22 protein-coding genes are annotated in these 21,257 nt (G+C 67.5%); 9 read left to right on the top strand and 13 right to left on the bottom strand.

Annotation, left to right across the window (positions count from 1 at the left end; translation table 11 throughout):
* Positions 1–6 precede the first annotated feature (6 nt).
* From CUR96_RS03145 to CUR96_RS18690, 6 genes are all read right to left on the bottom strand, one after another.
* Positions 7–1,041, bottom strand: coding sequence for a TIGR00730 family Rossman fold protein (locus tag CUR96_RS03145; RefSeq protein ID WP_102191844.1), 1,035 nt, complete (start codon positions 1,039–1,041; stop codon positions 7–9).
* 63 nt (positions 1,042–1,104) lie between these two features.
* Positions 1,105–2,862: a proline--tRNA ligase gene (locus tag CUR96_RS03140; protein ID WP_102191843.1), complete on the bottom strand. Its 1,758-nt coding sequence runs from the start codon at positions 2,860–2,862 to the stop codon at positions 1,105–1,107.
* Between the two features lie 50 nt (positions 2,863–2,912).
* The gene (locus CUR96_RS03135) at positions 2,913–3,683 is read right to left on the bottom strand and encodes an isocitrate lyase/PEP mutase family protein (RefSeq protein ID WP_102191842.1); all 771 of its coding nucleotides are present in this window, start codon (positions 3,681–3,683) and stop codon (positions 2,913–2,915) included.
* A gap of 59 nt (positions 3,684–3,742) precedes the next feature.
* Positions 3,743–4,009 carry a hypothetical protein gene (locus tag CUR96_RS03130; protein WP_102191841.1) on the bottom strand — a complete coding sequence of 89 codons (267 nt, stop codon included), beginning with the start codon at positions 4,007–4,009 and terminating at the stop codon, positions 3,743–3,745.
* A gap of 26 nt (positions 4,010–4,035) precedes the next feature.
* On the bottom strand, positions 4,036–4,683 hold the full coding sequence (locus CUR96_RS03125) for an NAD(P)/FAD-dependent oxidoreductase (RefSeq protein WP_219721956.1): 648 nt from the start codon (positions 4,681–4,683) through the stop codon (positions 4,036–4,038).
* Positions 4,638–4,961: an FAD-dependent oxidoreductase gene (locus tag CUR96_RS18690; protein WP_219721954.1), complete on the bottom strand. Its 324-nt coding sequence runs from the start codon at positions 4,959–4,961 to the stop codon at positions 4,638–4,640. The genes CUR96_RS03125 and CUR96_RS18690 overlap by 46 nt, the downstream gene beginning before the upstream one ends.
* A 77-nt stretch (positions 4,962–5,038) precedes the next feature.
* Here CUR96_RS18690 and CUR96_RS03120 point away from each other — a divergent pair, with 77 nt between their 5' ends.
* Positions 5,039–5,629 (top strand): helix-turn-helix transcriptional regulator, encoded by a 591-nt coding sequence (locus CUR96_RS03120; protein WP_102192239.1) that lies wholly within the window; start codon positions 5,039–5,041, stop codon positions 5,627–5,629.
* A 177-nt stretch (positions 5,630–5,806) separates the two neighbouring features.
* Here CUR96_RS03120 and CUR96_RS03115 read toward each other — a convergent pair whose 3' ends face one another.
* Positions 5,807–6,187: a hypothetical protein gene (locus CUR96_RS03115; protein WP_102191840.1), complete on the bottom strand. Its 381-nt coding sequence runs from the start codon at positions 6,185–6,187 to the stop codon at positions 5,807–5,809.
* A 265-nt stretch (positions 6,188–6,452) separates the two neighbouring features.
* On the opposite strand from CUR96_RS03115, the gene CUR96_RS03110 reads away from it, so the two are divergent.
* The 6 genes from CUR96_RS03110 to CUR96_RS03080 all read left to right on the top strand — a co-directional run bounded on the left by CUR96_RS03110 (position 6,453) and on the right by CUR96_RS03080 (position 12,390).
* Positions 6,453–7,727: an HNH endonuclease signature motif containing protein gene (locus tag CUR96_RS03110; RefSeq protein ID WP_102191839.1), complete on the top strand. Its 1,275-nt coding sequence runs from the start codon at positions 6,453–6,455 to the stop codon at positions 7,725–7,727.
* 109 nt (positions 7,728–7,836) lie between these two features.
* Positions 7,837–9,252 carry an RNB domain-containing ribonuclease gene (locus CUR96_RS03105; RefSeq protein ID WP_102191838.1) on the top strand — a complete coding sequence of 472 codons (1,416 nt, stop codon included), beginning with the start codon at positions 7,837–7,839 and terminating at the stop codon, positions 9,250–9,252.
* Between the two features lie 80 nt (positions 9,253–9,332).
* Positions 9,333–10,097, top strand: a complete 765-nt coding sequence (locus tag CUR96_RS03100; protein ID WP_102192238.1) for an aminoglycoside phosphotransferase family protein — start codon at positions 9,333–9,335, stop codon at positions 10,095–10,097.
* A gap of 59 nt (positions 10,098–10,156) precedes the next feature.
* A complete protein-coding gene (locus tag CUR96_RS18740) occupies positions 10,157–11,068 on the top strand; it encodes an NUDIX domain-containing protein (protein WP_245861066.1) in 912 nt (303 codons plus the stop codon).
* Between the two features lie 81 nt (positions 11,069–11,149).
* Entirely contained in the window at positions 11,150–12,046 is an 897-nt protein-coding gene (locus CUR96_RS03085; protein WP_102191837.1) for a hypothetical protein, read from the top strand.
* Positions 12,043–12,390, top strand: a complete 348-nt coding sequence (locus tag CUR96_RS03080) for a GntR family transcriptional regulator (RefSeq protein ID WP_102191836.1) — start codon at positions 12,043–12,045, stop codon at positions 12,388–12,390. Before CUR96_RS03085 ends, CUR96_RS03080 begins: the two co-directional genes overlap by 4 nt.
* 6 nt (positions 12,391–12,396) lie before the next feature.
* On the opposite strand, the gene CUR96_RS03075 is transcribed toward CUR96_RS03080, so the two are convergent.
* The 5 genes from CUR96_RS03075 to ispG are packed head-to-tail and all read right to left on the bottom strand — an operon-like array spanning position 12,397 to position 16,093.
* Entirely contained in the window at positions 12,397–13,281 is an 885-nt protein-coding gene (locus CUR96_RS03075) for a hypothetical protein (RefSeq protein WP_102191835.1), read from the bottom strand.
* Between the two features lie 22 nt (positions 13,282–13,303).
* Positions 13,304–14,038, bottom strand: coding sequence for a cytochrome c biogenesis CcdA family protein (locus CUR96_RS03070; RefSeq protein WP_102191834.1), 735 nt, complete (start codon positions 14,036–14,038; stop codon positions 13,304–13,306).
* Between the two features lie 7 nt (positions 14,039–14,045).
* Positions 14,046–14,537 carry a thioredoxin family protein gene (locus CUR96_RS03065; RefSeq protein ID WP_102191833.1) on the bottom strand — a complete coding sequence of 164 codons (492 nt, stop codon included), beginning with the start codon at positions 14,535–14,537 and terminating at the stop codon, positions 14,046–14,048.
* Between the two features lie 46 nt (positions 14,538–14,583).
* Positions 14,584–14,913, bottom strand: a complete 330-nt coding sequence (locus CUR96_RS03060) for a nuclear transport factor 2 family protein (RefSeq protein ID WP_102191832.1) — start codon at positions 14,911–14,913, stop codon at positions 14,584–14,586.
* 28 nt (positions 14,914–14,941) lie between these two features.
* On the bottom strand, positions 14,942–16,093 hold the full coding sequence (gene ispG / locus CUR96_RS03055; protein ID WP_180968925.1) for a flavodoxin-dependent (E)-4-hydroxy-3-methylbut-2-enyl-diphosphate synthase: 1,152 nt from the start codon (positions 16,091–16,093) through the stop codon (positions 14,942–14,944).
* A 229-nt stretch (positions 16,094–16,322) separates the two neighbouring features.
* Between ispG and CUR96_RS03050 the strand changes: the two genes are divergently transcribed.
* Positions 16,323–18,206: a chorismate-binding protein gene (locus CUR96_RS03050; protein WP_102191830.1), complete on the top strand. Its 1,884-nt coding sequence runs from the start codon at positions 16,323–16,325 to the stop codon at positions 18,204–18,206.
* An 18-nt stretch (positions 18,207–18,224) separates the two neighbouring features.
* On the opposite strand, the gene CUR96_RS03045 is transcribed toward CUR96_RS03050, so the two are convergent.
* A complete protein-coding gene (locus CUR96_RS03045; RefSeq protein ID WP_102191829.1) occupies positions 18,225–19,538 on the bottom strand; it encodes a M50 family metallopeptidase in 1,314 nt (437 codons plus the stop codon).
* An 84-nt stretch (positions 19,539–19,622) separates the two neighbouring features.
* On the opposite strand from CUR96_RS03045, the gene CUR96_RS03040 reads away from it, so the two are divergent.
* Positions 19,623–21,248: a Mur ligase family protein gene (locus CUR96_RS03040; RefSeq protein ID WP_180968924.1), complete on the top strand. Its 1,626-nt coding sequence runs from the start codon at positions 19,623–19,625 to the stop codon at positions 21,246–21,248.
* The last annotated feature ends 9 nt before the right edge of the window (positions 21,249–21,257 follow it).

Here is a 21,257-nt window from a genome sequence, read left to right as displayed (position 1 = left end):
AGGTCCTCAGGGTGCGGAGGGAAGCGCGTTGATCGCACCGATCAGTCGGTAGAGGGCACCGACCTCACGCCGACGCAGCCGCAATCCGAGCCTTGGCAGTTCGAGGAGATCACGGTCGACCACCTCGGCCTGGACCGGTTCGATGCGCTCGATCACCCCTTCGGACAGCAGACCGCCGAACTCCTGGTTCAGCGCTGCGACATCCGCATCCGTCGGCTCCGCCCGCAGTCGCAGGACCAGCTGATCTCCGACCCAGCGCAGCGAGTCGTAGTTGCGCCAGAACCCGGTGATCGCGGCGGCGGCCGCATCGACGGAGTCGGTGACGAGCACCCGGTCGAAGTCGTGAGGTGAGATGACCCCGGCGGGGACCATCTGCTCTTCGATGAAGCGCTTGAGCCCCTGCCAGAAGTCGCCGCCCGGCTCGTCGAGGAGCACGATCGGCATCGGCTCGGCCTTGCCGGTCTGCTGCAGGGTGAGCAGCTCGAACATCTCGTCCATCGTCCCGAACCCGCCGGGAAGGCAGATGAAGCCGAGGGACTCCTTGATGAGCATCAGCTTGCGTGTGAAGAAGTACTTCATCTGCACGGTGTGGGAGTCGTTCGTCAGCGTCTCCAGGGGCTTCTCCTCGAACGGCAGGCGGATCGACACTCCGATCGCGCGTTCGCTGCCCGCCCCCTCCGCGGCCGCCTGCATGATCCCGGGGCCCGCGCCGGTGACGACCATCCAGCCCTGGGCCGCGAGAGCAGCCGCGACGTCTCGCGCCTGCTCGTAGAGCGGATCCTCCTGCCGAGTGCGTGCCGATCCGAACACGGTGACCTTGGGGATGTGCTCGTACGGCTGGAACAGCCGGAACGCATCGCGCATCTCCGCAAGCGCCGCCGAGGCGATCTTCAGATCCAGGCGCGACGTGGCGTCCTGCCCCAGCAGGACTCCGCTGCGCAGGATCCTGGTGATCAGCGATCGATTGGTGCGGATACCCGCCTCATCGAGCACCTTCGCGAGGTCGGCATCCAGGGCATCCGAAGTCAGTGCGTCGCTCATGACCCCAGCCTGTCACGTCCGCTGCAGACGGGCGCGAGCGACCCGGCGCGACACCCCTGCCCCTCAGCCGGCAGAGAGAGCCGCGATGGCCTCCGCGACCGAGACCGTCTCGCGCTCACCGGTACTGCGGTCCCAGAGCTCGACCTGGCCCTCGGCGGCCCCTCGGCCGACGATCACGATCCTCGGGACGCCGACGAGCTCCGCATCGCCGAACTTCACGCCGGGAGACACCTTGGGACGATCGTCGTAGAGCACATCGAGGCGTGCGGACTCGAGCTGAGCCGCGATGTCCTCGGCCACGTCGAATGCGACCTGGTCGCGGCCCGCGGCGACGACGTGGACGTCGAAGGGAGCGACGGATGCCGGCCAGATGAGGCCCTTCTCGTCGTTGTTCAGTTCGGCGATGATCGCAAGGATGCGGGTGACGCCGATGCCGTACGAGCCCATGGTGACGGTGACGAGCTTGCCGTTCTCGTTGAGGACCTTCAGTCCGAGCGTCTCCGCGAAGAAGCGGCCGAGCTGGAAGACGTGGCCGATCTCCATGCCGCGAGCCAATTCCACCGGACCTGAACCGTCGGGGGCGGGGTCGCCGGCGCGGACGTTCGCGATCTCGATGACGCCGTCGGCGATGAAGTCACGGCCGGCGGTGACCGAGTGCGCGTGCTTCTGGTCCATGTTCGCGCCGGTGATCCAGCTCGTCCCCTCGCTCACGCGCGGATCGACGAGGTAGCGGATGCCGGTGGCGGACTCCTCGCCGAGGACGGCGCCGGTCGGCGACCACGGCCCGATGTACCCCTTGACCAGAAGCTGGTTGTTCTCGAAGTCGTCCTCGGTGGCAGTCGAGACAGCGGCGGGGGCGAAAGCCACCTCGGCACGCTTCTCGTCGACCTCTCGATCACCGGGGATGCCGACGATGACCAGCTCGCGCGTGCCGTCGAGGTGGGTGAGTGCCAGGACGACGTTCTTCAGTGTGTCGGCGGCGGTGTACTCCCCTTCGAGGTGGGCGTTGCAGTGCGCGACGAGAGTCTCGATGGTGGGCGTGTTCGGGGAGTCGAAGATCACCGGCGCGGCATCCGCGTCGAAGGGGATCGCGTCCGGCACGGCCGTCGTGAACGCCTCGACGTTCGCGGCGTAGCCGCCGTCAGAACGCACGAACGTGTCTTCGCCGACCGGTGTCGGGTGCAGGAACTCCTCGCTGCGCGCGCCGCCCATGAGGCCGTTGTCGGCCGCGACGATCACGTACTCGAGGCCGAGACGCTGGAAGATCCGCTCGTAGGCATCGCGCTGCGACTGGTAGCTGATCTCGAGCCCGGCATCCGAAGCATCGAACGAGTACGCATCCTTCATCGTGAACTCGCGGCCGCGCAGGAGGCCGGCGCGGGGACGAGCCTCATCGCGGTACTTGTCCTGGATCTGATAGATCGTCAGCGGAAGGTCCTTGTACGAGGAGTACAGGTCTTTGACCAGGAGAGTGAACATCTCCTCGTGCGTCGGAGCGAGCAGGTAGTCGGCGCCCTTGCGGTCCTGGAGACGGAAGATGCCATCGCCGTAGGACTCCCACCGGCCCGACTGCTCATAGGGGTCGCGGGGCAGTAGCGCGGGAAAATGCACTTCCTGCGCACCGGCGTTCGCCATCTCGTCACGGACGATGCGCTCGATCTTGGCCTTGACCTTCAGTCCCAGTGGCAGCCATGTGAAGACGCCAGGAGCGGCGCGGCGGATGTAGCCGGCGCGTACCAGCAGGCGGTGGCTGGTGACCTCCGCGTCAGCGGGGTCTTCACGCAGCGTACGGAGGAAGAAGTTCGAAAGACGAGTGACCACGGGCCAAGTCTAGTGACCCGTGATCACTCGCTTTTCTTCGCGAGATGCGCTCAGTTCAGAGCGGGCAGCCCTGCCGGGACGACGCCACCGGCGTAGAGGCTGGAGGCGAGTTCCTGCAACGCCGTGAGCGCCACACGCTGCGGGAGCGGCCCGAATGAGATGCGGGCGACACCGAGCGTCTCATACGCGGACGCAGCGAGAGCCCCTGGTACCCCGATCACGCTGATCTTGCGCTCGCCGATGCCGTCGACGAGCTGGCGGGTCACATTCGCGTCGAGCAGCCCCGGCACGAAGACGCAGGTCGCACCGGCGTCGAGGTAGGCGCGGCCTCGCTGGATCGCATCGGCGATGCTCTCCTCGATCGGTCGGTGACCGGCGCGGACGAAAGCGTCGGTGCGGGCGTTGAGCGCGAACGGAACACCCTCGGCCTCGGCGGCCTTGATGATCGCTTCGACGTCCGCCACGGACTCGTCCAGGGGCTTGAGGCGGTCCTCGACGTTGGCGCCGACGACCCCTGCGGCGATGGCGAGGCGCGTGGTCTCCCCCGCGTCGCCGTAGCCGTCGTCGAGATCTGCCGTCACCGGCAGCTCCACGGCGGCGGCGATCCTGCCGACCATGTCGATCATCAGGTCGCGGGGAATCGCACCGTCCGCATATCCGAACGTCGCGGCGATGCCGTGTCCCGCAGTGGCGATCGCGGTGGTCTCAGGAAGGCCGGCGACGGCTCGCGCCGACACCACGTCCCAGACGTTGACGACGCGGAGGATCTGCGGCGCCTCGTAGAGTCCGACAAGGGTCTGAGCTTTGGATGCAGTGGTCATGGCTCAACGCTAACGCGACGTCGCCCGTGCCGGGCGGATGAGGGGCTTCAGCCCGTCAGTCATCGGCGTGCGCGGCGGACGAGCGCGCCGTAGGCCCGCATGAGCTGCGGGACGACGAGGTAGACGGCCACCGGGACGACGACGATGGTGAGGGCGAACGCGCGCAGTACGGGGTTCCATCCTTCGGCGAAGGGCGCGATGGCGAAGAGGCCGAGGGTGACGAGCGGAAAGATGGCGAGCCAGGTGATGATCGCGCGCACGTGCACGGAAGGCGGGCGCGGGGCGTCGACGGGAGGCGCGATCTCGGTGGGCGCAGACTGGGACATGGAGGCCTTTCGATGGTTGTCGGAGCTCACGCCGCGGCAGCGGCGTCGAGATTCAGTTGCAGAAGCCATCCGTTGATGGCGATGGCCGCGGCGCTTCCGGCGCCCGCTGCGGTGATGACCTGAGCCGTGGGAGTCACCACGTTGCCGGCTGCCCAGACGCCGGGCACGCTGGTCTGGCCGAAGCCGTCCGTGCGGACGAGCCCGCTGGTGTCGTCGGCGTCGCAGCCGAGGGCGCGCAGAAGCTCGTCATGCGGACGTTGTCGTGGTGCGATGAACACCGCCTCGCAATCCACGACCCCACCGGCGTCGAGGGCGATCTTCACGCGTCCGTCGTCACCGCTCAGGTGAGAAACGACCTCGTCCATCACGTGCACGCCGAAAGACGTGAGCCTGTGCAGTTCCGTCTCGGAGAGCTCGATTCCGTTCGTGATGAACGAGACGCGGTCGCTGTAGCTGCGCAGCAGACCCGCCTGTTTGATGGACATGTCGCGCATAACCCCGCCGATGACAGCGATATTCCGCCCGCGCACTTCATGGCCGTGGCAGTACGGGCAATGATGCACCGAAGTGCCCCACCCCTCGCCCACGCCGGGAATGTCGGGCAGTTCATCGATGAGACCTGTGGCGATCAGGATCGCACGTGCTTTCTCGTCGCGCGTGTCCGTCGAGACGATGAACGTGCCGTCGCTTTCGCGATCGACGCTTCCACTCCGGCGCGGAGAAGGGAAGCGCCGTAGTGCGCCAGCTCGTCACCGCCCGTGGCGAGGAATTCGGCTGGAGGGATGCCGTCGCGAGTGATGAAGCCGTGTATATGGGTTGCCGGAGCGTTCCGCTGCGCGCCGCTGTCGATCACCAGCACGTTCGCCCGGGCTCTCGCGAGCACGAGGCCGGCGCTGAGGCCTGCTGCACCTGCTCCGATGATGATCACGTCGTGGAGATCGTTCCTGTTCATACGGTCAACATGGCGACCACTATCCGGCGTTCGGGAATTCTGTTGCCGAAAGTGGGACGGTGTGCTTCGCTCGGCACGTGAGCACAACGCAACGCATCGAGAACGAGCTCAGCCAGGTCGCACCTCGACTTCGCCACGCACGTCAGAAGAAGGGCATCACGCTCGAGGAGCTCGCTGCGGAGACCGGCATCTCCAAGAGCACGCTGTCTCGGCTCGAATCGGGCCAGCGCCGGCCGAGCCTCGAGCTCCTGCTGCCGGTCGTGGCCGCCCTCGGCGTGCCTTTCGACGAGATCGTGCGCTCACCGCGCATCGAAGACCCTCGCGTCACGCAGCGAGAGACTCGCGCCGACGGACGGATCCTCACGCGCCTGTCGGCATCGCGAGGAGAACCGCAGGCGTTCAAGATCACGATCCCTGCGACGGAACGCGAGCCGGTGCTCCGCACGCACCCAGGCTACGAGTGGATCTACGTCCTGGACGGTCGCCTGCGACTCCTCCTCGGCGATCATGACATCGTGATGGGCCCTGGTGAGGTCGCGGAGTTCGATACGAAGAACCCGCACTGGTTCGGCTCGACCGGCACCGCGCCCGTGGAGATCGTGAGCCTGTTCGGCAAGCACGGTGAACGGATGCACGTGCGGGCGCGCACCCGTCCCACTTCGGCCTGAGTACGATCCCGACGGCACGTGCTCGGGACTATCTCGCGCCCAGGGTCTGCCCGCCGATCGCCTCAAGACCGCGAAGCGGATCCTCGCGACTGTGCCGAAGGATGGGCCGCCTGGCCGCAACCGGCTTCAGAATCATGATCAGCACGTCTCTCATCCTCTGCCGGCGCGCGCTATGAGTCAGCGTGCTTGTTTACCAGGTCGACGTGGGAGCCGCGTTGCGAGGAAAGCGACGATGACGAAAAAGGCAAGGGCGATCGCGCCAGCCCACAGTGTTGCCGGTGTCTCGACGCCGTAGCCAGGCAACACCCAATTCTCAAGCTCGGGTCGGCTGGCGAACTGTGTCCGATTCCAGGCCGTGAAGACCTCGATCAGACCGAACCGCGCGACGAAGAAGAGCACGGCCACCGCTAGAGCGATCACGGTCATTCGACGCGCGATCGGAGTCCACAATCGGTTCAACCGGCTGTCCACTCGCTCAGTCATCATGCGGTCATCGTACGCGTCCGATACGCCAGCGCTCGACGGTTCCGGCGAGGGCTCAACCACGATCGCGATCACGAGAACTCCACTGGGATCTACCCTCGCAGCGACTGACCGACCCCAGCCAAGCTCGGCTTGAGACGCGTTCTTTGCTCAGACTATGTCGGGATGGGCATCACGCCGCAGCGACAGACGGCGAAACAGTGACGGTTCGTGAGGTGGGACGCGGTTCCGGAACACTCGTTTCGCTCACGTTCGAGTCGTTATCCAGTCGTGATCCGGTTGGGTGTTTTCAGCCTGGATCTGGGGTTTGAATGTCGGTGGCCCCTGGTGTACTTGGGTTATGACGGCGTTGATAGATGCGACAGTGGAGCAGGTGGACGCGCTGGGCGCGCTCACCGATTCTGTCGTGGAGATCGAGCGCACGATCAGCCAGTTGCAGGCCGCACGCGACGGGCTTCTCACCCTCGGCTCGCGCCTCGCGTTGGAAGTCGCGCAGCAGGCGGAGCACTCCGACTACGGCGACATGGCGCTGCGGACGGTCTCCGCCGAGATCGCTGCCGCGCTGCGCGTCAGTGACCGCACCGTGCAACGCCGGATCGCGGAAGCGTCGTTCCTGGTGGAACAGTTCCCGTCGGTGTGGCAGGCGCAGGGTGCGGGACGGATCAGTGCCTCACATGCCCGGGTCATCGTCGACGCCGGTGCACACCTCGACGATGCTGCCGATCGAAATGCGTACGCGGAGCAGATGATCGGGTTCGCGGAGACCGAGTCCCCGAACCGGGTGGGGCGGATGGCTCGCCGAGTCGCGGAACGATTCCAGCCCCGATCGATCGAGGACCGGCATCAGGATGCTCGCGACCGGCGCGGCGCCTGGGTGAAAGACAAGGCCGACGGGATGGCCGAGTTCGGCCTGTCAGGCCCGGCGGCGCTCGTGCACGGTGCATTCGGGCGGCTCACCGGGATGGCCAAGGAGGTGCAGGGTGCTGGCGACGGTGCGGATGCTCCCGACCCGCGCACGCTCGATCAACTCCGCTGCGACCTCGCCCTCGACCTGCTCCTCACCGGAACACCCGCCGGGCACGACACCCCCGACGGGCTCCTCGCCACCGTCACCGCGCACGTGTCCGTGACCGTCCCGGTGACGACGCTGATGGGTACCGGCACGACTCCGGCTGAGCTGAACGGCCGCACCCCGATCGACCTAGCCACCGCCCGTCGGCTGGCCGGTGCGGCATCCGGGTGCGACAGGATCCTCACCCACCCGATCACCGGCGCCCTCCTCGCCGTCGACCGGTACCGCCCTTCCGCACACCTCAAACGCCACCTGAAAGCCCGCGATCAACGCTGCCGCTTCCCGACCTGCGGGCTCCCCGCCCGAGACTGCGACCTCGACCACAACCAGGATGCCGCCCTCGGCGGTGCCACCACCGAGGCGAACCTCGGCGACCTCTGCCGCCGACATCACGTCCTCAAACACCACTCCCCATGGCACGTCGAACAACAAGGCGCCGGCATCTTCGCGTGGACCAGCCCCACCGGGAAGGTCTACCTCGACCGACCCCCATCCCAGAACACCGTCACCTTCACCGAAGACGACACCCCACCACCCTTCTGAGGCCGCGGGTGGAGCGAGGCCGCCCACGAATCGCCGAGAACCGCCACGGTCAGGTCGGTTGCCGTGCCGCATCGGCGTGGGTACACCAGCAGCCGCATAGTGTGGATTCATGCCTCAACGCCGATCACACGTCGCTCCCTCCGCCGCGCAGACCGAGCTGGCAGCGGCCCTCGCAGCGCTTCGGACCTCGTTGGACGCACCGGTCGAGTTCCCAGCATCCGTCCTCGCAGAGGCCGAAGCCGCAACCGCACCGACACCCGAGCTCGACCTGCGAGACACCCCGTTCGCAACACTCGATCCGGCCGGCGCACGCGACCTGGACCAGGCGTTCCACCTCGCACGCAACGGCACCGGATACACGGTGCGCTATGCGATCGCGGACGTCCCCGGCTTCGTCGTGCCGGGCGGCGCCGTCGACGCCGAGGCTCGATTGCGCGGCCAGACCCTGTACGCGGCGGACGGCACGATCCCCTTGCATCCACCCGTCCTGAGCGAAGATCGCGTCTCACTTCTGCCCGACGTCGACCGGCCCGCGCTGGTGTGGACATTCGAACTCGACGAGGCCGGAGTGGTCACCGAGTTCCGGCTGGAGCGCACACTCATCCGGTCGCGGGTGCAACTGGACTACGTCAGCACTCAGCAGGCGCTGGACCGTGGTGAAAACGGACCCGCGGCGCTCCTGCCTGAGATCGGTGCACTGCGGCTGGAACAGGAGCGTCTGCGAGGAGGCGCGAGCCTGAACCTCCCCGACGACGAGGTCGTGCGCACCGCCGACGGCGGGTACGCCATGGAGCGGCGGCGACCTCTGCCCATCGAGGAATGGAACGCCCAGCTCTCGCTGATGACCGGGATGGCCGCTGCCTCGCTGATGCTGGATGCCGGTGTGGGCATCCTGCGCACCATGCCGCAGCCTGACGAGAAATCGTTCGCGACCTTCCGCCGTCAGACCGAGGCGCTCGGCCGCCCCTGGACGACAGGACGATACGGCGAATACCTGCGCACTCTCGATCGAGACGATCCGATGACCCTGCCGGTGCTCGAAGCGGCCGCGATGCTGTTCCGCGGCGCCGGCTACCTCCCCTTCGACGGCACTTCGCCAGCGGATGCCGAACAGGCGGCGATCGCCGCCCCCTACGCGCACGCCACCGCACCGCTGCGGCGTCTCGTCGACCGGTGGGTGCTGACGATATGCCTCGCCGTCTCGAACGAGAAGGATGTTCCCAACTGGGTACGGGAGTCTCTCGACGAGCTGCCCGGCCTGATGCAGGCATCCGGACAACGCGCGTCGCAGTTGAACAATGCCACGATCAACTGCGTCGAAGCCGCCCTGCTCACGCCACTCGTCGGGTCCGTGATCGAAGCGACAGTGATCGAACTGCGGGAAGGGCGAGCGACGATCCAGATCGCGGAACCCACGGTGACAGCGTCCGCTCCCGTGCCTGCGGGCACCGCGCCCGGCGACACCGTGTCGCTGACGCTCGTCCGCGCGGACATCGCGAAGGGTGAGCTGGAGTTCTCGTTGTGAGCGATTGGCACCAGCGGCTGTCGCCGGCGCAGTCGCAGTGGGCCTCGGTACGCGTTCGCGGCGCCGAACTCGTGCGCGACATGTCCTGGGATCTCGTCGAATCGACCGTGCTGCACGTACGAACCTCTGACGGCGATGTCATTGTCAAAGCCGGTGGGGAGTCGAACCATCACATCGAGCGCGAGGTCTCGGCGCATCCGACGTACACCCGGGATCTGGTGGCGAGCGGACACGCAGCCCGCTTGCGCGATGCCGACTCGTCACTGCGTGTGATGGTGCTCGACTACCTGCCGGGCGGGTTGGTCGAGGGCACAGAAGCGGAGTGGGATCGTCCGACCTACGTCCAAGCCGGCGCGCTACTTCGGCGATTGCATGACGTCGAGGCGCGGATCGACCCTGAGATCGCGGCCGACACGGCAGCACGCGCTCTGGCCTGGCTCGATCGGCCGCATCGCATCAACCGAGAGAAGGAGCAGGCAGCGCGGCGCGCGCTTGCGGATGCGCCGGCGGGTCCGGTGCCCGTCGTGCCGACGCACGGTGACTGGCAGCCGAGGAACTGGCTGATCGACAGCGGTGTCGTGCGCATCATCGACTTCGGTCGGTTTGCCTTCCGGCCGGCGTCGAGCGATCTTGCGCGTCTCGCAGCCCAACAGTGGCGCGGCAGGCCGGATCTCGAGCGGGCGTTCTTCGAAGGCTATGGCGAAGACCCTCGCGATGCGGCTCAATGGCGATGGGACCAGCTCAAGGAGGCGGTGGGCACAGCCTGCTGGGCCTTCCAGGTTGGCGACGAGGAGTTCGAGGCCCAGGGGCATCGGATGCTCTCCGAGGCCCTCGCCGCATTCTGACGCCTCGTCGGGTCTGTGATCAATGCTCGTGGAGGGCACCTCGACGTAGGCTCGCCTGCATGCCGAAGTCACCATACGTCGAGAAGCTCCGGGCGCACGTGGGCCATGATCTGCTGCTGCTCCCCGCCATCACCGCGATCATCCATGACGGCGACCGGTTCCTGCTCGCCCGACAGCACGGCTCCGACATGTGGGGTCTGATCGGCGGTGGCATCGAGCCGGGCGAGAGTCCGCAGGATGCCGTCGCCCGCGAAGTACTCGAAGAGTTGGGCATCGGGACTACGGTCGGCACCCTCATCGGCGCCTATGGCGGCCCCGATCTGGTCGTCGAGTACCCCAACGGCGACCACGTCGGCTACACCACCATCGCGTACGAATGCGAGTTACCGGCCGGGACAGCCCTCACCCTCGAGGAGGAGGAGATCGTCGAGGTCGGCTGGTTCGCCCCGTCCGAACTGGCCGCATTGCCGCTGCATCCGGGGGTGCTGCGGATACTGGGCGATGCGATCCGGATACTTCCGACTCCGGGCAGAGCGGTCGTCGAGAAAGCCGTCTGCTACGTCATCTCCGACAATCACCTGCTGGTCTTCACACATGACGACGTACCCCTGACCGCGACCGGCGTGCAGGTGCCTGCGGGGACGGTTCGCCCCGGAGAATCACCAGACGAAGCTGCCGTGCGGGAGCTCTTCGAGGAGACCGGGCTGCGCGGGGAGATCTTCTCTGCTCTCGGCACCGCGGACTATGACCTCGCGCCGACCCGGTCCGAGATCGCGAGGAGACACTTCTTCGTGATGCGCGTCGACGAGGCGGACACTCGCGCTTCGTGGGTTGCCGGCGAGGGCGACCCCGATGGCGGCGGAGGGAAACAGACATGGACCTGCCGATGGATGCCGCTCGCGCAGGCTCACGTCCTCGCCGCCGGACTCGGCGCGAAGCTCGGAGAAGTCGCAATTCCCGTCGACGACTGACGCGGAGAACCGACCCGCTTGCAATGTATCGACCAATCAGTACATTATGTATCAATTGATTGGCACATTCTGGAGGGATCGATGTTCACGTTCATCCTGATCGCTGTGGGCCCGATCGCTCTCGCCGTGATTGCCGCCCCCTGCATCCGCTTCCTGATCCTGCGAACGGTTCCACCGCTGAGCGCACGGACGGCGCTGCTCACGGCTATCGCCGGCGGCATTCCGGCACTCGCTTTCGTGCTTCTCCGCGTCTTCGGGTTCTGGTTTCCGCTCGTGATCACGCTGGACTTGCGATTCCGTGCGATGCTTCCGCTGGCCCTCGGCATCGTCGCCGTACTCCTGCTGATGGTCCCGCCATCGTCACAGCGCACGAGGGCGACCGCCCAGGTATCCCGCCGCACAGTGCTGTCTTTCCTCTCACCATGGTGGATCGCCGGGGCAGGCGTGCTCGTCGCGATCATCCTCGCTTTGTCGATCGCTGCGGGAGTGGCTTCCCGGCCAGATTTCGAAGGTCACTACACGTTCTATTCGATCACCCTGGGCTCGATGGAAATGGGGACCGGGATCTACGGCTGGTACTACTCCGTGCCGGCCCTGTTCGGACTCGCTGCCCTCGTGGTCACTGCCTCGATCGCGTGGGCCGTCATTCCTCGAACCGCATGGAACGACGATCTGACGCACGACGCCGCAGTCCGCCGCCTTCGCGCAGACAACATCGGGCGGGTCACGTGCGCTGCACTACTGGTCCATCTCTCCACGGTGCTGACCTCGCTGGGCGGGACAGCCTCGCTGCGCGGATCAACGAGTACAACCGAGCTCGGGTCGGTCGCGACCGGCACTCCGTTTGCGGCACTCGGGCCCGCTCTGCACACGTCTGCCGCGCTCACGCTCGCCCTCGGCCTGACGCTGTGGATCCTCACCGCTCTCACGGCGGTCCCGGTCAGATCACGACGCACCTCGCCGGTGCGTGCCTCATGATCATCGTCGTCTCGCCCACGGGCGGAACGCCAGCGGAACAGGTGCACAGCCAACTTCGGGGTCTCATCACAACGGGCGGTCTGGCGTCCGACGAAAGGCTCCCCTCGGTACGCCAGCTCGCGTCCGATCTCGGCATCGCGCCTGGAACGGTCGCCAAGGCATACAAGCAGCTGGAGGCGGAGGGACTCGTCGAATCGCGCATCGGCGCCGGGACGCGAGTGAGCCGCTCTGCGACCGCCGTATCGCAGGATGTCGCGGATGCCGCCCGCGCCCTGGCCGCTGCCGCACGACGTGCACAGTTGACTCAGGCGGATACGGTACGAGTCCTGCGCGCGATGTGGTGACTCGCCTCAGACCGCAGGAACCGCTGTCGTCGTCATCACCAGCAGCTGCGGATCGCTGAGATCGAGCGACACCGAGATGGCCGAGAACTCCGCGAGCGATGCCACGTGAGTCCCGCCGCAGAGGATCACGGCCTCTCCTTCGGGCAGCTCGCAATGCCAACGACGGCGATCGACGATGGTCGGCCCGTCGACCTCGATCCGGCTGCGGGCACCGGACGCCACCCACGCCGCGAGCTGCGCGTTGATGCGCTCCTGGCGCTCGACGAGCGTCGCGACGAACGTCTCCGTATCGAAGCCGGCCTTGCGCAGGCTCTTTCCGAGCCGGTACTCGTCCACGCTGCCGTCGTCGTGGATACGGCTGGACTGGTTCGCGCGCCCCTCGAAATCCGGGCTTCCCAGCGCATCCGCTCCCGGGTCCTTCCGCCACAGATCGGCGAGCGCCAGGTCCAAGGCGAGCGACGCCAGATGACAAGCCGTATGCCCGCGACTGAGCGCCGCACGTCGCTCAGCATCCGCCTCCGCGACGACCGTCGATCCGGCGGCGAGCCAGGCCGGAGCATCCGCCGTCTCGATCCGATGCGCGACGAACCAGCTCCACCCTTCACTCCCCCGCCGAACTGGAATCTCCGCGCCGAGCGCGAACTCACCCGCGTCACTGCGCGCAGCCATCTCCGTGTCTGTGACGAGTACCCGGCCGGCCTCGCTGACCAGCGCACCCGTGTCCCCCGGCTGATCGGGCCACGTGTGATCGACCGGGTGGAACGGAGTCGCATCCAGCACGATGACAGCCCCGTCCTGGCGACTCTCGATCTGCAGGATCCGCGCGTCACCGCGCAGCCCGCCCGCGGGGAAAGTCACGATCGTGTCGGTCACGGCACTGCTCTGCGTCATCGGGTTCCTGCTCCATTCACGTTCAACCGCCGCCGATCCAGCGCTCGAGCTGCTCTACCGGGGCATACCAGCCCAGATCCAGGATCAGCGTCTGCAGTGCCTTGTCCAGGCCTGCGATCACGGCGATCCCCACGATAACGAACAGAACGCCGATCACCCGACGGAACCAGCCCCGCGGATCAGCGAGCCAGCCGAGCCGCCTCACCAGACGCCGCCCGAGAAGACCCACCAGCAGCAGAGTGCCGGCGAGCCCCACCGCGTACGCGATCACGTGGACGAACCCTTCGGCGAACGACACCGGCAGGATGGCGGCGACGATGAGCGCGTATGTGGGGCTGCAACTCGAGAAGACCGGCCCGAGGGCGGCTCCGGTGAGCACGTCGCCCGCGATCCCCCGGCGCGACTGCGAGCTCTCCAGCATTTCGCCGCTGCGCTCCTGCAGACGGAGCCGCGCGGAAATCCGGTCCCAGATCACCGGGAAGAGCAGATCCACACCCAGCAGGATGATGATCGTTCCCGAGACGATCTGCCAGACGGCGGGTGGGATGCCCAGCAACGCGGTCGTGGCCTTCAGTGCAAGGGTGAAGACGATGACGCTCACGGCGAGCGACGCTGCGATCGTGTAAGGCCGTAGCCGGCTGCGCCGCTCGTCTCCGACGGCTGCGCCGCCGATGATGATCGGCAGCAGAGGCAGCACGCAGGGCGCGGCGACGGTCAGAATCCCGGCGGCGAGGCTCAGCAGCAGCGACGCGGTCATCGCACGGTCACGGCGCCGCGGCGAGAAGCGACTCGATGGACGGCTCGTCGTACACCACGGCGCTGGACAACTTCTCCCCGTCGTCGCCGACGTACACGACCGTCGTCTGCAGGGTCACACCGTACTGCTGTCGCAGATCCACCCGATCGTCGTAATCGACCTTGAACACGGTCACCCCGTCGGGCGCCCCCTCGTTCCGAAGCTGTTCATCGAGCATCCGGCACTGCGGGCACCACGTCGCGTGGAAGAAAAGGACCTTGGTGCCGGGTGTGGCTTCGATCGCCCCATCCTCGTAGTCCAAGTAGACACCCGCTATCGGCGAGTCATCTTCCGGGGACGGCTCGACGGCCGGGGCTACGGACTCGGACGGAGCAGGCTCGGTCGCCTCCGCCGAAGCGGGTGACGACGGCTCAGCGGACGGCATCGGCGCGCACGCAGACAGCGAGAGTGCGATGACGGCGCCGAACACGATCCCGACCCGGGTCTTTGCAGTACGCATCAAGCACCTCCCGATGAATGGTTCCGTTATCGGTACCGTACTCCGCTCAGTGATTCGGCGGGATGGTGAAACTGGCGAGCCTGTCACCGGAGACGACGAAGATCCCGTCGGACTCCCCGTTGAACACCCGACTGGACCATGCGAAGCGGATGCGTGTCGTGTCGCCCTCGGTCTCCGCGCTCAGCACCGTCATCTGCGCCCCGGCGCCGATGGCGTCGCTCCCCGCCCAGCTGCGGACGCCGTCGGGGCCGGCCCTGACCGTGCCCCAGTCGCTGACGAAGCCGTCGGGCGTGAACGCGGCCACGAAAGCCTCCGTGTCGGCGGCGTTGATCGCGTCGACCATCGCCTGGACGGGAGCAGGAACCTGAGTGGACATCGTCGTCTCCTTGTCTGAGGTGCGGAGGTCAGATCGTGATGACCTGGGCGGTGCCGAGGGGCGATCCCGGTCCCATCTCGGCGGCGATGCGGTTCGCCTCTTCGATGAGCGTCGCGACGATATCCGCCTCGGGAACGGTCTTGATGACCTCGCCCTTCACGAAGATCTGTCCCTTGCCGTTGCCGGATGCGACGCCCAGATCGGCTTCGCGCGCCTCGCCCGGCCCGTTCACGACGCAGCCCATGACGGCGACGCGGAGCGGCACCGTCATGTCCTTGAGGCCCTCGGTGACGTTCTCGGCAAGCGTGTACACATCGACCTGGGCGCGTCCGCACGAGGGGCAGGAGACGATCTCGAGCTTGCGCTCGCGCAGGTTCAGCGACTGCAGGATCTGATGACCGACCTTGACCTCTTCGGCCGGCGGCGCGGACAGCGAGACCCGGATGGTGTCGCCGATGCCTTCGGAGAGGAGGATGCCGAACGCGGTGGCGCTCTTGATGGTGCCCTGGAACGCCGGGCCGGCCTCGGTGACGCCGAGGTGCAGCGGCCAGTCACCGCGTTCGGAGAGCAGGCGGTACGCCTTGACCATCACGATCGGGTCATTGTGCTTGACCGAGATCTTGAAGTCGTGGAAGTCGTGCTCCTCGAACAGCGACGCCTCCCACACGGCACTCTCCACGAGGGCCTCGGCGGTCGCCTTGCCGTGCTTCTGCAGGATGCGCCTGTCGAGCGAGCCGGCATTGACGCCGATGCGCAGAGAGACACCGGCAGCTTTCGCGGCTTCTGCGATCTTGCCGACGTTGCCGTCGAACTCGCGGATGTTGCCGGGGTTCACGCGAACCGCACCGCAACCGGCGTCGATCGCGGTGTAGATGTAGCGCGGCTGGAAGTGGATGTCGGCGATCACCGGGATCTGGCTCTTCATCGCGATGATCTTCAGCGCGTCCGCGTCGTCCTGATGCGGCACGGCGACACGCACGATCTCGCATCCCGATGCCGTGAGCTCGGCGATCTGCTGCAAAGTGCCGTTGATGTCGGTGGTCTTGGTCGTCGTCATCGACTGGACGCTGACCGGAGCGTCACCGCCGACGAGCACCTTGCCGACCTTGATCTGACGGGTCTTGCGGCGAGGGGCGAGGACTTCGGGGATCTTCGGCATCCCAAGGTTCACTGCTGGCACCCCTCAAGCCTACGCCGCCCGCATGCGCGCGGGCTGGATGCCGGCCACGAGCCGCACTCCGTCATCCGGCCGGATCACACACCGCTCGTGTGGTAGTTTCGGCCCATGCTCGCGAACGTCACCTGGTGGCCCGCCTCCTAGGCGGTGTGTTCGCGTTCCCACGAATTCAGACCGCCTCCGGGGCGGTCTTTTCGTTGGGCCGAGCCGGAGCACCGCACAGGAGACATCGATGACCCTCTCACGCCTCGCCGAGCTCACCGCAGATCCGGCGGCTTCCTTCGTGCTCATCGCACGCGACGGCGCCGACACCGTCGAGCTGCTCACCGGCGACGTCGCCGACGTCGACCTCCTCGCCGACATCCCGCTCACCATCGAGGGCGTCTCCCGTGAGATCTTCGCCATGGTCCCGTACCGGCAAGTGCGAGAGCGGGGCTTCGTCGCTCAGGACGACGCCGCGCCGCTTCGGTGCCTGATCGTCGACGAGCACCTCGCGCTTTCCACCGCAGATCTTCTCGACGAGCTCCCGGATGCACCCATCCCGCTGCAGGACGCCGGCTTCGACATCACCGATGACGACTATGCCGCGATCGTCGAGCGCGTCATCGCCGACGAGATCGGCCGAGGCGAGGGCGCGAACTTCGTGATCCGCCGCGACTTCACCGCGCGGATCGAAGCCGACGACCGCGCCGCCGCCCTCACCTGGTTCCGCGCGCTCCTGACACACGAACGCGGCGCGTACTGGACGTTCCTCGTCGTGACGCCGGGCCACATCTCCGTCGGCGCGAGCCCCGAGGCGCACGTCGTCGCCCGCGGCGGCGTCGTCACCATGAACCCGATCTCCGGCACCTTCCGCCACCCGGCGGGCGGCGCCACCAAGGAGACGCTGATCGACTTCCTCTCCTCGACGAAGGAGACAGAGGAGCTCTTCATGGTCGTCGACGAGGAACTGAAGATGATGAGCGCGGTCTGTTCGGACGGCGGCCGCATCACGGGGCCGCACCTCAAAGAGATGTCGCGTCTCACCCACACCGAGTACATGCTCCGCGGCCGCAGCCGGCTCGACCCGCGCGACATCCTCCGAGAGACGATGTTCGCGCCGACCGTCACCGGATCGCCGATGCAGAACGCGTGTGCGGTGATCCGCCGGCACGAGCGCTCCCCCCGCGGTTACTATTCGGGCGTCGCCGCGCTGTTCACGCCGAACGCCGAAGGCGGACACGACTTGGACGCGCCGATCCTGATCCGCACGGTGTATCTGCAGGACGGCACGCTGCGCGTTCCGGTCGGTGCAACGCTCGTGCGCCACTCCGACCCCCATGGCGAGGTCAGTGAGACCCACGGAAAGGCCGCCGGCGTCCTGGGCGCCATCGGAGCGATCGACCGTGATCGCGTTGCCGAGGCGCGCAGCGACGCGGATGCTCCGGCCGAGGAGCACGCACTCGCCGACGACCCGGCGATCGCCGAGCTGCTCGCCTCGCGCAACAGTCGGCTCGCCGAGTTCTGGCTGAACCCGCAGGACGATGGAGCGCCGGGGCCGTTCACCGGCCGCACGGCCGTCGTGGTCGACGCCGAGGATCGGTTCACCACGATGCTCGCGCACCAGTTGCGCCACCTCGGACTGGAGGTCACGATCGCCGGGTGGAGCGAGATCGGCGATCAGGACCTGGATGCTGCAGACCTCGTCGTCGCGGGCCCCGGTCCGGGCGACCCGCGGGATGACGCCAACCCTCGGATCGCGCGGATGCGCGAGATCGTGGCCCGTCGACTCGACCACGGCGCACCGCTGCTCGCGGTCTGCCTGAGCCATCAGATCCTCGCCGATCGGCTGGGCATCGACCTCACACCGCTGGATGCACCGCACCAGGGCCTGCAGAAGTCGGTCCCCGTCTTCGGCGAAGAGGCGTCGATCGGCTTCTACAACACCTTCACCGCTCGAGTGGCACCGGGAGTGACATCGATCGGCGGCGCGGAGGTCTCAGCCGACCCGGCATCAGGTGATGTGTACGCGCTCCGCGGCGCGCACTTCGCCTCCGTGCAGGGACATCTCGAGTCGATCCTGTCGCGCGACGGCATCCGTACCCTGACGCGCCTGGTCGCGCAGGCACTGGCCTGACCACCGCCTGCAGTCCGGTCACTGCAGGATGCTGATCGGCTTGAAGACATCGGCGACCAGGAGCAGCGCGCCCATGCCGATCAGCAGTGTCGCCACCACCACGGTCAGCGGCACGAGCCTGGTCGCATCGACCGGTGCAGGCGGCGGGCGGCGGAACAGCTTCGCCCAGACCCGGCGGATTCCCTCCCACAGCGCGACCACGACGTGTCCGCCGTCCAGCGGCAGCAGCGGGATCAGGTTGAAGACGAACAGGGCGATGTTGAGCGACCCGAGCAGGCTGAGGAGCACCGTGAAGCGATTGAGGATCGGCGCCTCAGTCGCAGCAACCTCTCCAGCCAGCCGTCCGACTCCGACCACGCTGAGCGGGCCGTTCGGATCGCGCTCGCTCCCCGTGAAGAGCGACATGCCGACATCCCAGAGGCGCACAGGCAACGTCGCCACCAGGTTGGCGACCCGCGCGACGTTGTCCATGGCGAGTTCGGGACCGACGAGCAGAGGCTGCTGCACGAAGCCCATCTGCGAGCCCATCCCGACGTAGCCGACCTCGCGGACGACCTGTTCACCGCCCGCATCGAGTACCGGCTGGCCACTCGCGTCCGTGATCTTCCGCTCGGCCGCGATCGGCCTGATGGTCAGCGTCTTTTCCACCCCATCGCGCCGCACGACCATGTCCAGCGACTCCCCGGGGGCGGCCTGCACGATGGCGGTCGCCTCGGCGAAGGTGGAGACGGGCGTCCCATCGATCGAGAGCAGCACGTCGCCCGGAAGGATCCCGGCTTCGGCGGCCGGCGATGCCGGGTCACCCGCGCGGCACTCCTCCTGCGTCGACCCCGCCGGCAGTACGCATTCCGTCACGGAGGCGATCGTGGTCGTGCCCTGCTGGAGGCCGATGCCGGAGGCGAGCACCGTGAAGATGAGCACCGCCAGGATCAGGTTCATCAGCGGTCCGCCGAGCATGATGATCACGCGCTTCCACACCGGAAGCCGATAGAACACACGATCCTCGGCGCCTTCGGCGATCGTCTCGTCGTTGGCGGAGCGGGCGTCCTGGATGAGCGTGCGGAACAGGCCACGCGCGGGGCCTGCGTCCTTCGACGCGGGATACATCCCGGACATCGAGATGAAACCGCCCAGCGGGAGGACCTTGAAGCCGTACTCGGTCTCCCCGAACCGCTTCGACCAGAGACGCGGCCCGAAACCGATCATGTACTGCCCGACGCGCACGCCGAAGAGCTTCGCCGGGACCAGATGGCCGACTTCGTGCAGGCCGATCGACAGACCGAGCCCGAGCAGCATGAACAGGATGCCGCCCGCATACAGCAGGATTTCCACGTGCCCACGCTACTGCGCGATCCCTAGGAATCCGCCCGGCGCCGTGCCGGGTTCGCACGCGCGCCGTGAGATCATGGATGCGCCATGTCGATTGAACAACAACCGAGCCTGCCTCCTGTGCTCCGCCCCGCGAACCCGCCGCGGCGTGAGCTCACCGAACTCGCCTCCCGATTCGCCCGCGACGTGCGCGGCGACGCTGAAGGGGTCACGGTGACGGGGATCACGCTCGCCACCGCCGACCTCCGACCGGGCGAGGCGTTCGTCGCGATCCAGGGCGTGAACCGCCACGGCGCCGATTTCGCCGCCACCGCGGCGGAGAAGGGAGCCGTGGCCGTCATCACCGACGAAACGGGCGCCGCCATCGCCGCCTCATCCGGGCTCCCCGTGCTCGTCGTCGACGATCCCCGCGGAATTCTCGGCGCGCTGAGTGCGTGGGTGTACGGCACCGGTGCCGACGACCCGCTCCCGTTGCTTTTCGCGACGACCGGAACCAACGGCAAGACCAGCGTCTCGCATCTACTCGAAGGCATCCTCGATCAGCTCGGCGTGGTCACCGGCCTCTCCTCGACCGCCGAGCGTCACATCGCGGGCGAGGTCATCGTGTCGCGCCTCACCACGCCCGAAGCGTCCGAGATGCACGCACTGCTGGCCCTGATGCGCGAGCGAGAGGTCGAAGCGGTGGCCGTCGAGGTCAGCGCCCAGGCACTGTCCCGGCATCGGGTAGACGGCATCCTGTTCGACGTCGCCGGGTTCACGAACCTCAGCCACGACCACCTCGACGACTACGCCGACATGGAGGAGTACTTCGAGGCGAAGCTGCCGCTGTTCCTCCCCGATCGTGCGCGCCGCGCGGTCATCTGCCTGGACTCCCCGTCGGGCTCGATCGTCGTCGACCGCGCCGAGATCCCGGTGGTCACCGTCGGCACCCCGTCGATCGCCGCCGATGCGGATGTCGCAGCCCGTGCCGACTGGGTGATCGTCATCGACGACGAGCGCGCCACCGGCACGACGTTCACGATGACGGGCCCCGACGGCCGCACCCTCACCACCACTGTTCCCGTCATCGGCCCGCACATGGCCGCCAACGCCGCGCTCGCGATCGTCATGATGCTCGAGGGCGGGTACGCCTGGGAGCGCATCTCGGCGGCCCTGGAGCGCGATGGCGGCATCCGCGCCTACCTGCCCGGCCGCACTCAGCTGGTCTCCGGCGATCGCGGTCCCGCTGTCTTCGTCGACTTCGGGCATTCTCCCGACGCCTTCGAGAAGACCCTCGCGGCGGTACGGCGGGTGACACCCGGCCGAGTACTGATGCTGTTCGGCGCCGACGGCGACCGCGACGCCAGCAAGCGATTCGACATGGCCCGCACGGCCGTCGAGGGCAGCGACATCCTGGTCGTCACCGACCACCACCCGCGTTTCGAGAATCCTGAGTCGATCAGGGCGACCCTCGTCGAGGGCGCCCGCGCTGCGCGGCCGGATGCCGAGATCCACGAGTACTCCCCGCCCGAGCGTGCGATCGTCGCCGCGGTCGGGCTCGTCGGCGATGGCGACGCAATCCTCTGGGCGGGCCCAGGACACCAGGACTACCGCGACATCCGCGGAGTGCGCACACCGTACTCGGCGCGAGAACTCGCCCGCCGCGCCCTGCGCGCGGCCGGATGGCCCGTGCCGGAATCGCGTTGGCCGGTGCCCTACCCCGACGAGTCGTAGACGCCCGAC

The organism is Microbacterium aurantiacum, from assembly GCF_002872075.1.
GTDB lineage: Bacteria > Actinomycetota > Actinomycetes > Actinomycetales > Microbacteriaceae > Microbacterium > Microbacterium aurantiacum_A.
The sequence above is the reverse complement of the archived record's forward strand: the minus strand, read 5'-3'. Positions and strand labels throughout refer to the sequence as shown.

Bases quoted from the DNA above. Each gene is read 5' to 3' on its own strand.
- CUR96_RS03145 (WP_102191844.1), bottom strand. From the start codon at position 1,041: ATGAGCGACGCACTGACTTCGGATGCCCTGGATGCCGACCTCGCGAAG.
- CUR96_RS03135 (WP_102191842.1), bottom strand. From the start codon at position 3,683: ATGACCACTGCATCCAAAGCTCAGACCCTTGTCGGACTCTACGAGGCG.
- CUR96_RS03130 (WP_102191841.1), bottom strand. From the start codon at position 4,009: ATGTCCCAGTCTGCGCCCACCGAGATCGCGCCTCCCGTCGACGCCCCG.
- CUR96_RS18690 (WP_219721954.1), bottom strand. From the start codon at position 4,961: ATGAACAGGAACGATCTCCACGACGTGATCATCATCGGAGCAGGTGCA.
- CUR96_RS03110 (WP_102191839.1), top strand. From the start codon at position 6,453: ATGACGGCGTTGATAGATGCGACAGTGGAGCAGGTGGACGCGCTGGGC.
- CUR96_RS03105 (WP_102191838.1), top strand. From the start codon at position 7,837: ATGCCTCAACGCCGATCACACGTCGCTCCCTCCGCCGCGCAGACCGAG.
- CUR96_RS03100 (WP_102192238.1), top strand. From the start codon at position 9,333: ATGTCCTGGGATCTCGTCGAATCGACCGTGCTGCACGTACGAACCTCT.
- CUR96_RS18740 (WP_245861066.1), top strand. From the start codon at position 10,157: ATGCCGAAGTCACCATACGTCGAGAAGCTCCGGGCGCACGTGGGCCAT.
- CUR96_RS03085 (WP_102191837.1), top strand. From the start codon at position 11,150: ATGTTCACGTTCATCCTGATCGCTGTGGGCCCGATCGCTCTCGCCGTG.
- CUR96_RS03080 (WP_102191836.1), top strand. From the start codon at position 12,043: ATGATCATCGTCGTCTCGCCCACGGGCGGAACGCCAGCGGAACAGGTG.
- CUR96_RS03075 (WP_102191835.1), bottom strand. From the start codon at position 13,281: ATGACGCAGAGCAGTGCCGTGACCGACACGATCGTGACTTTCCCCGCG.
- CUR96_RS03070 (WP_102191834.1), bottom strand. From the start codon at position 14,038: ATGACCGCGTCGCTGCTGCTGAGCCTCGCCGCCGGGATTCTGACCGTC.
- CUR96_RS03065 (WP_102191833.1), bottom strand. From the start codon at position 14,537: ATGCGTACTGCAAAGACCCGGGTCGGGATCGTGTTCGGCGCCGTCATC.
- CUR96_RS03060 (WP_102191832.1), bottom strand. From the start codon at position 14,913: ATGTCCACTCAGGTTCCTGCTCCCGTCCAGGCGATGGTCGACGCGATC.
- CUR96_RS03050 (WP_102191830.1), top strand. From the start codon at position 16,323: ATGACCCTCTCACGCCTCGCCGAGCTCACCGCAGATCCGGCGGCTTCC.
- CUR96_RS03040 (WP_180968924.1), top strand. From the start codon at position 19,623: ATGTCGATTGAACAACAACCGAGCCTGCCTCCTGTGCTCCGCCCCGCG.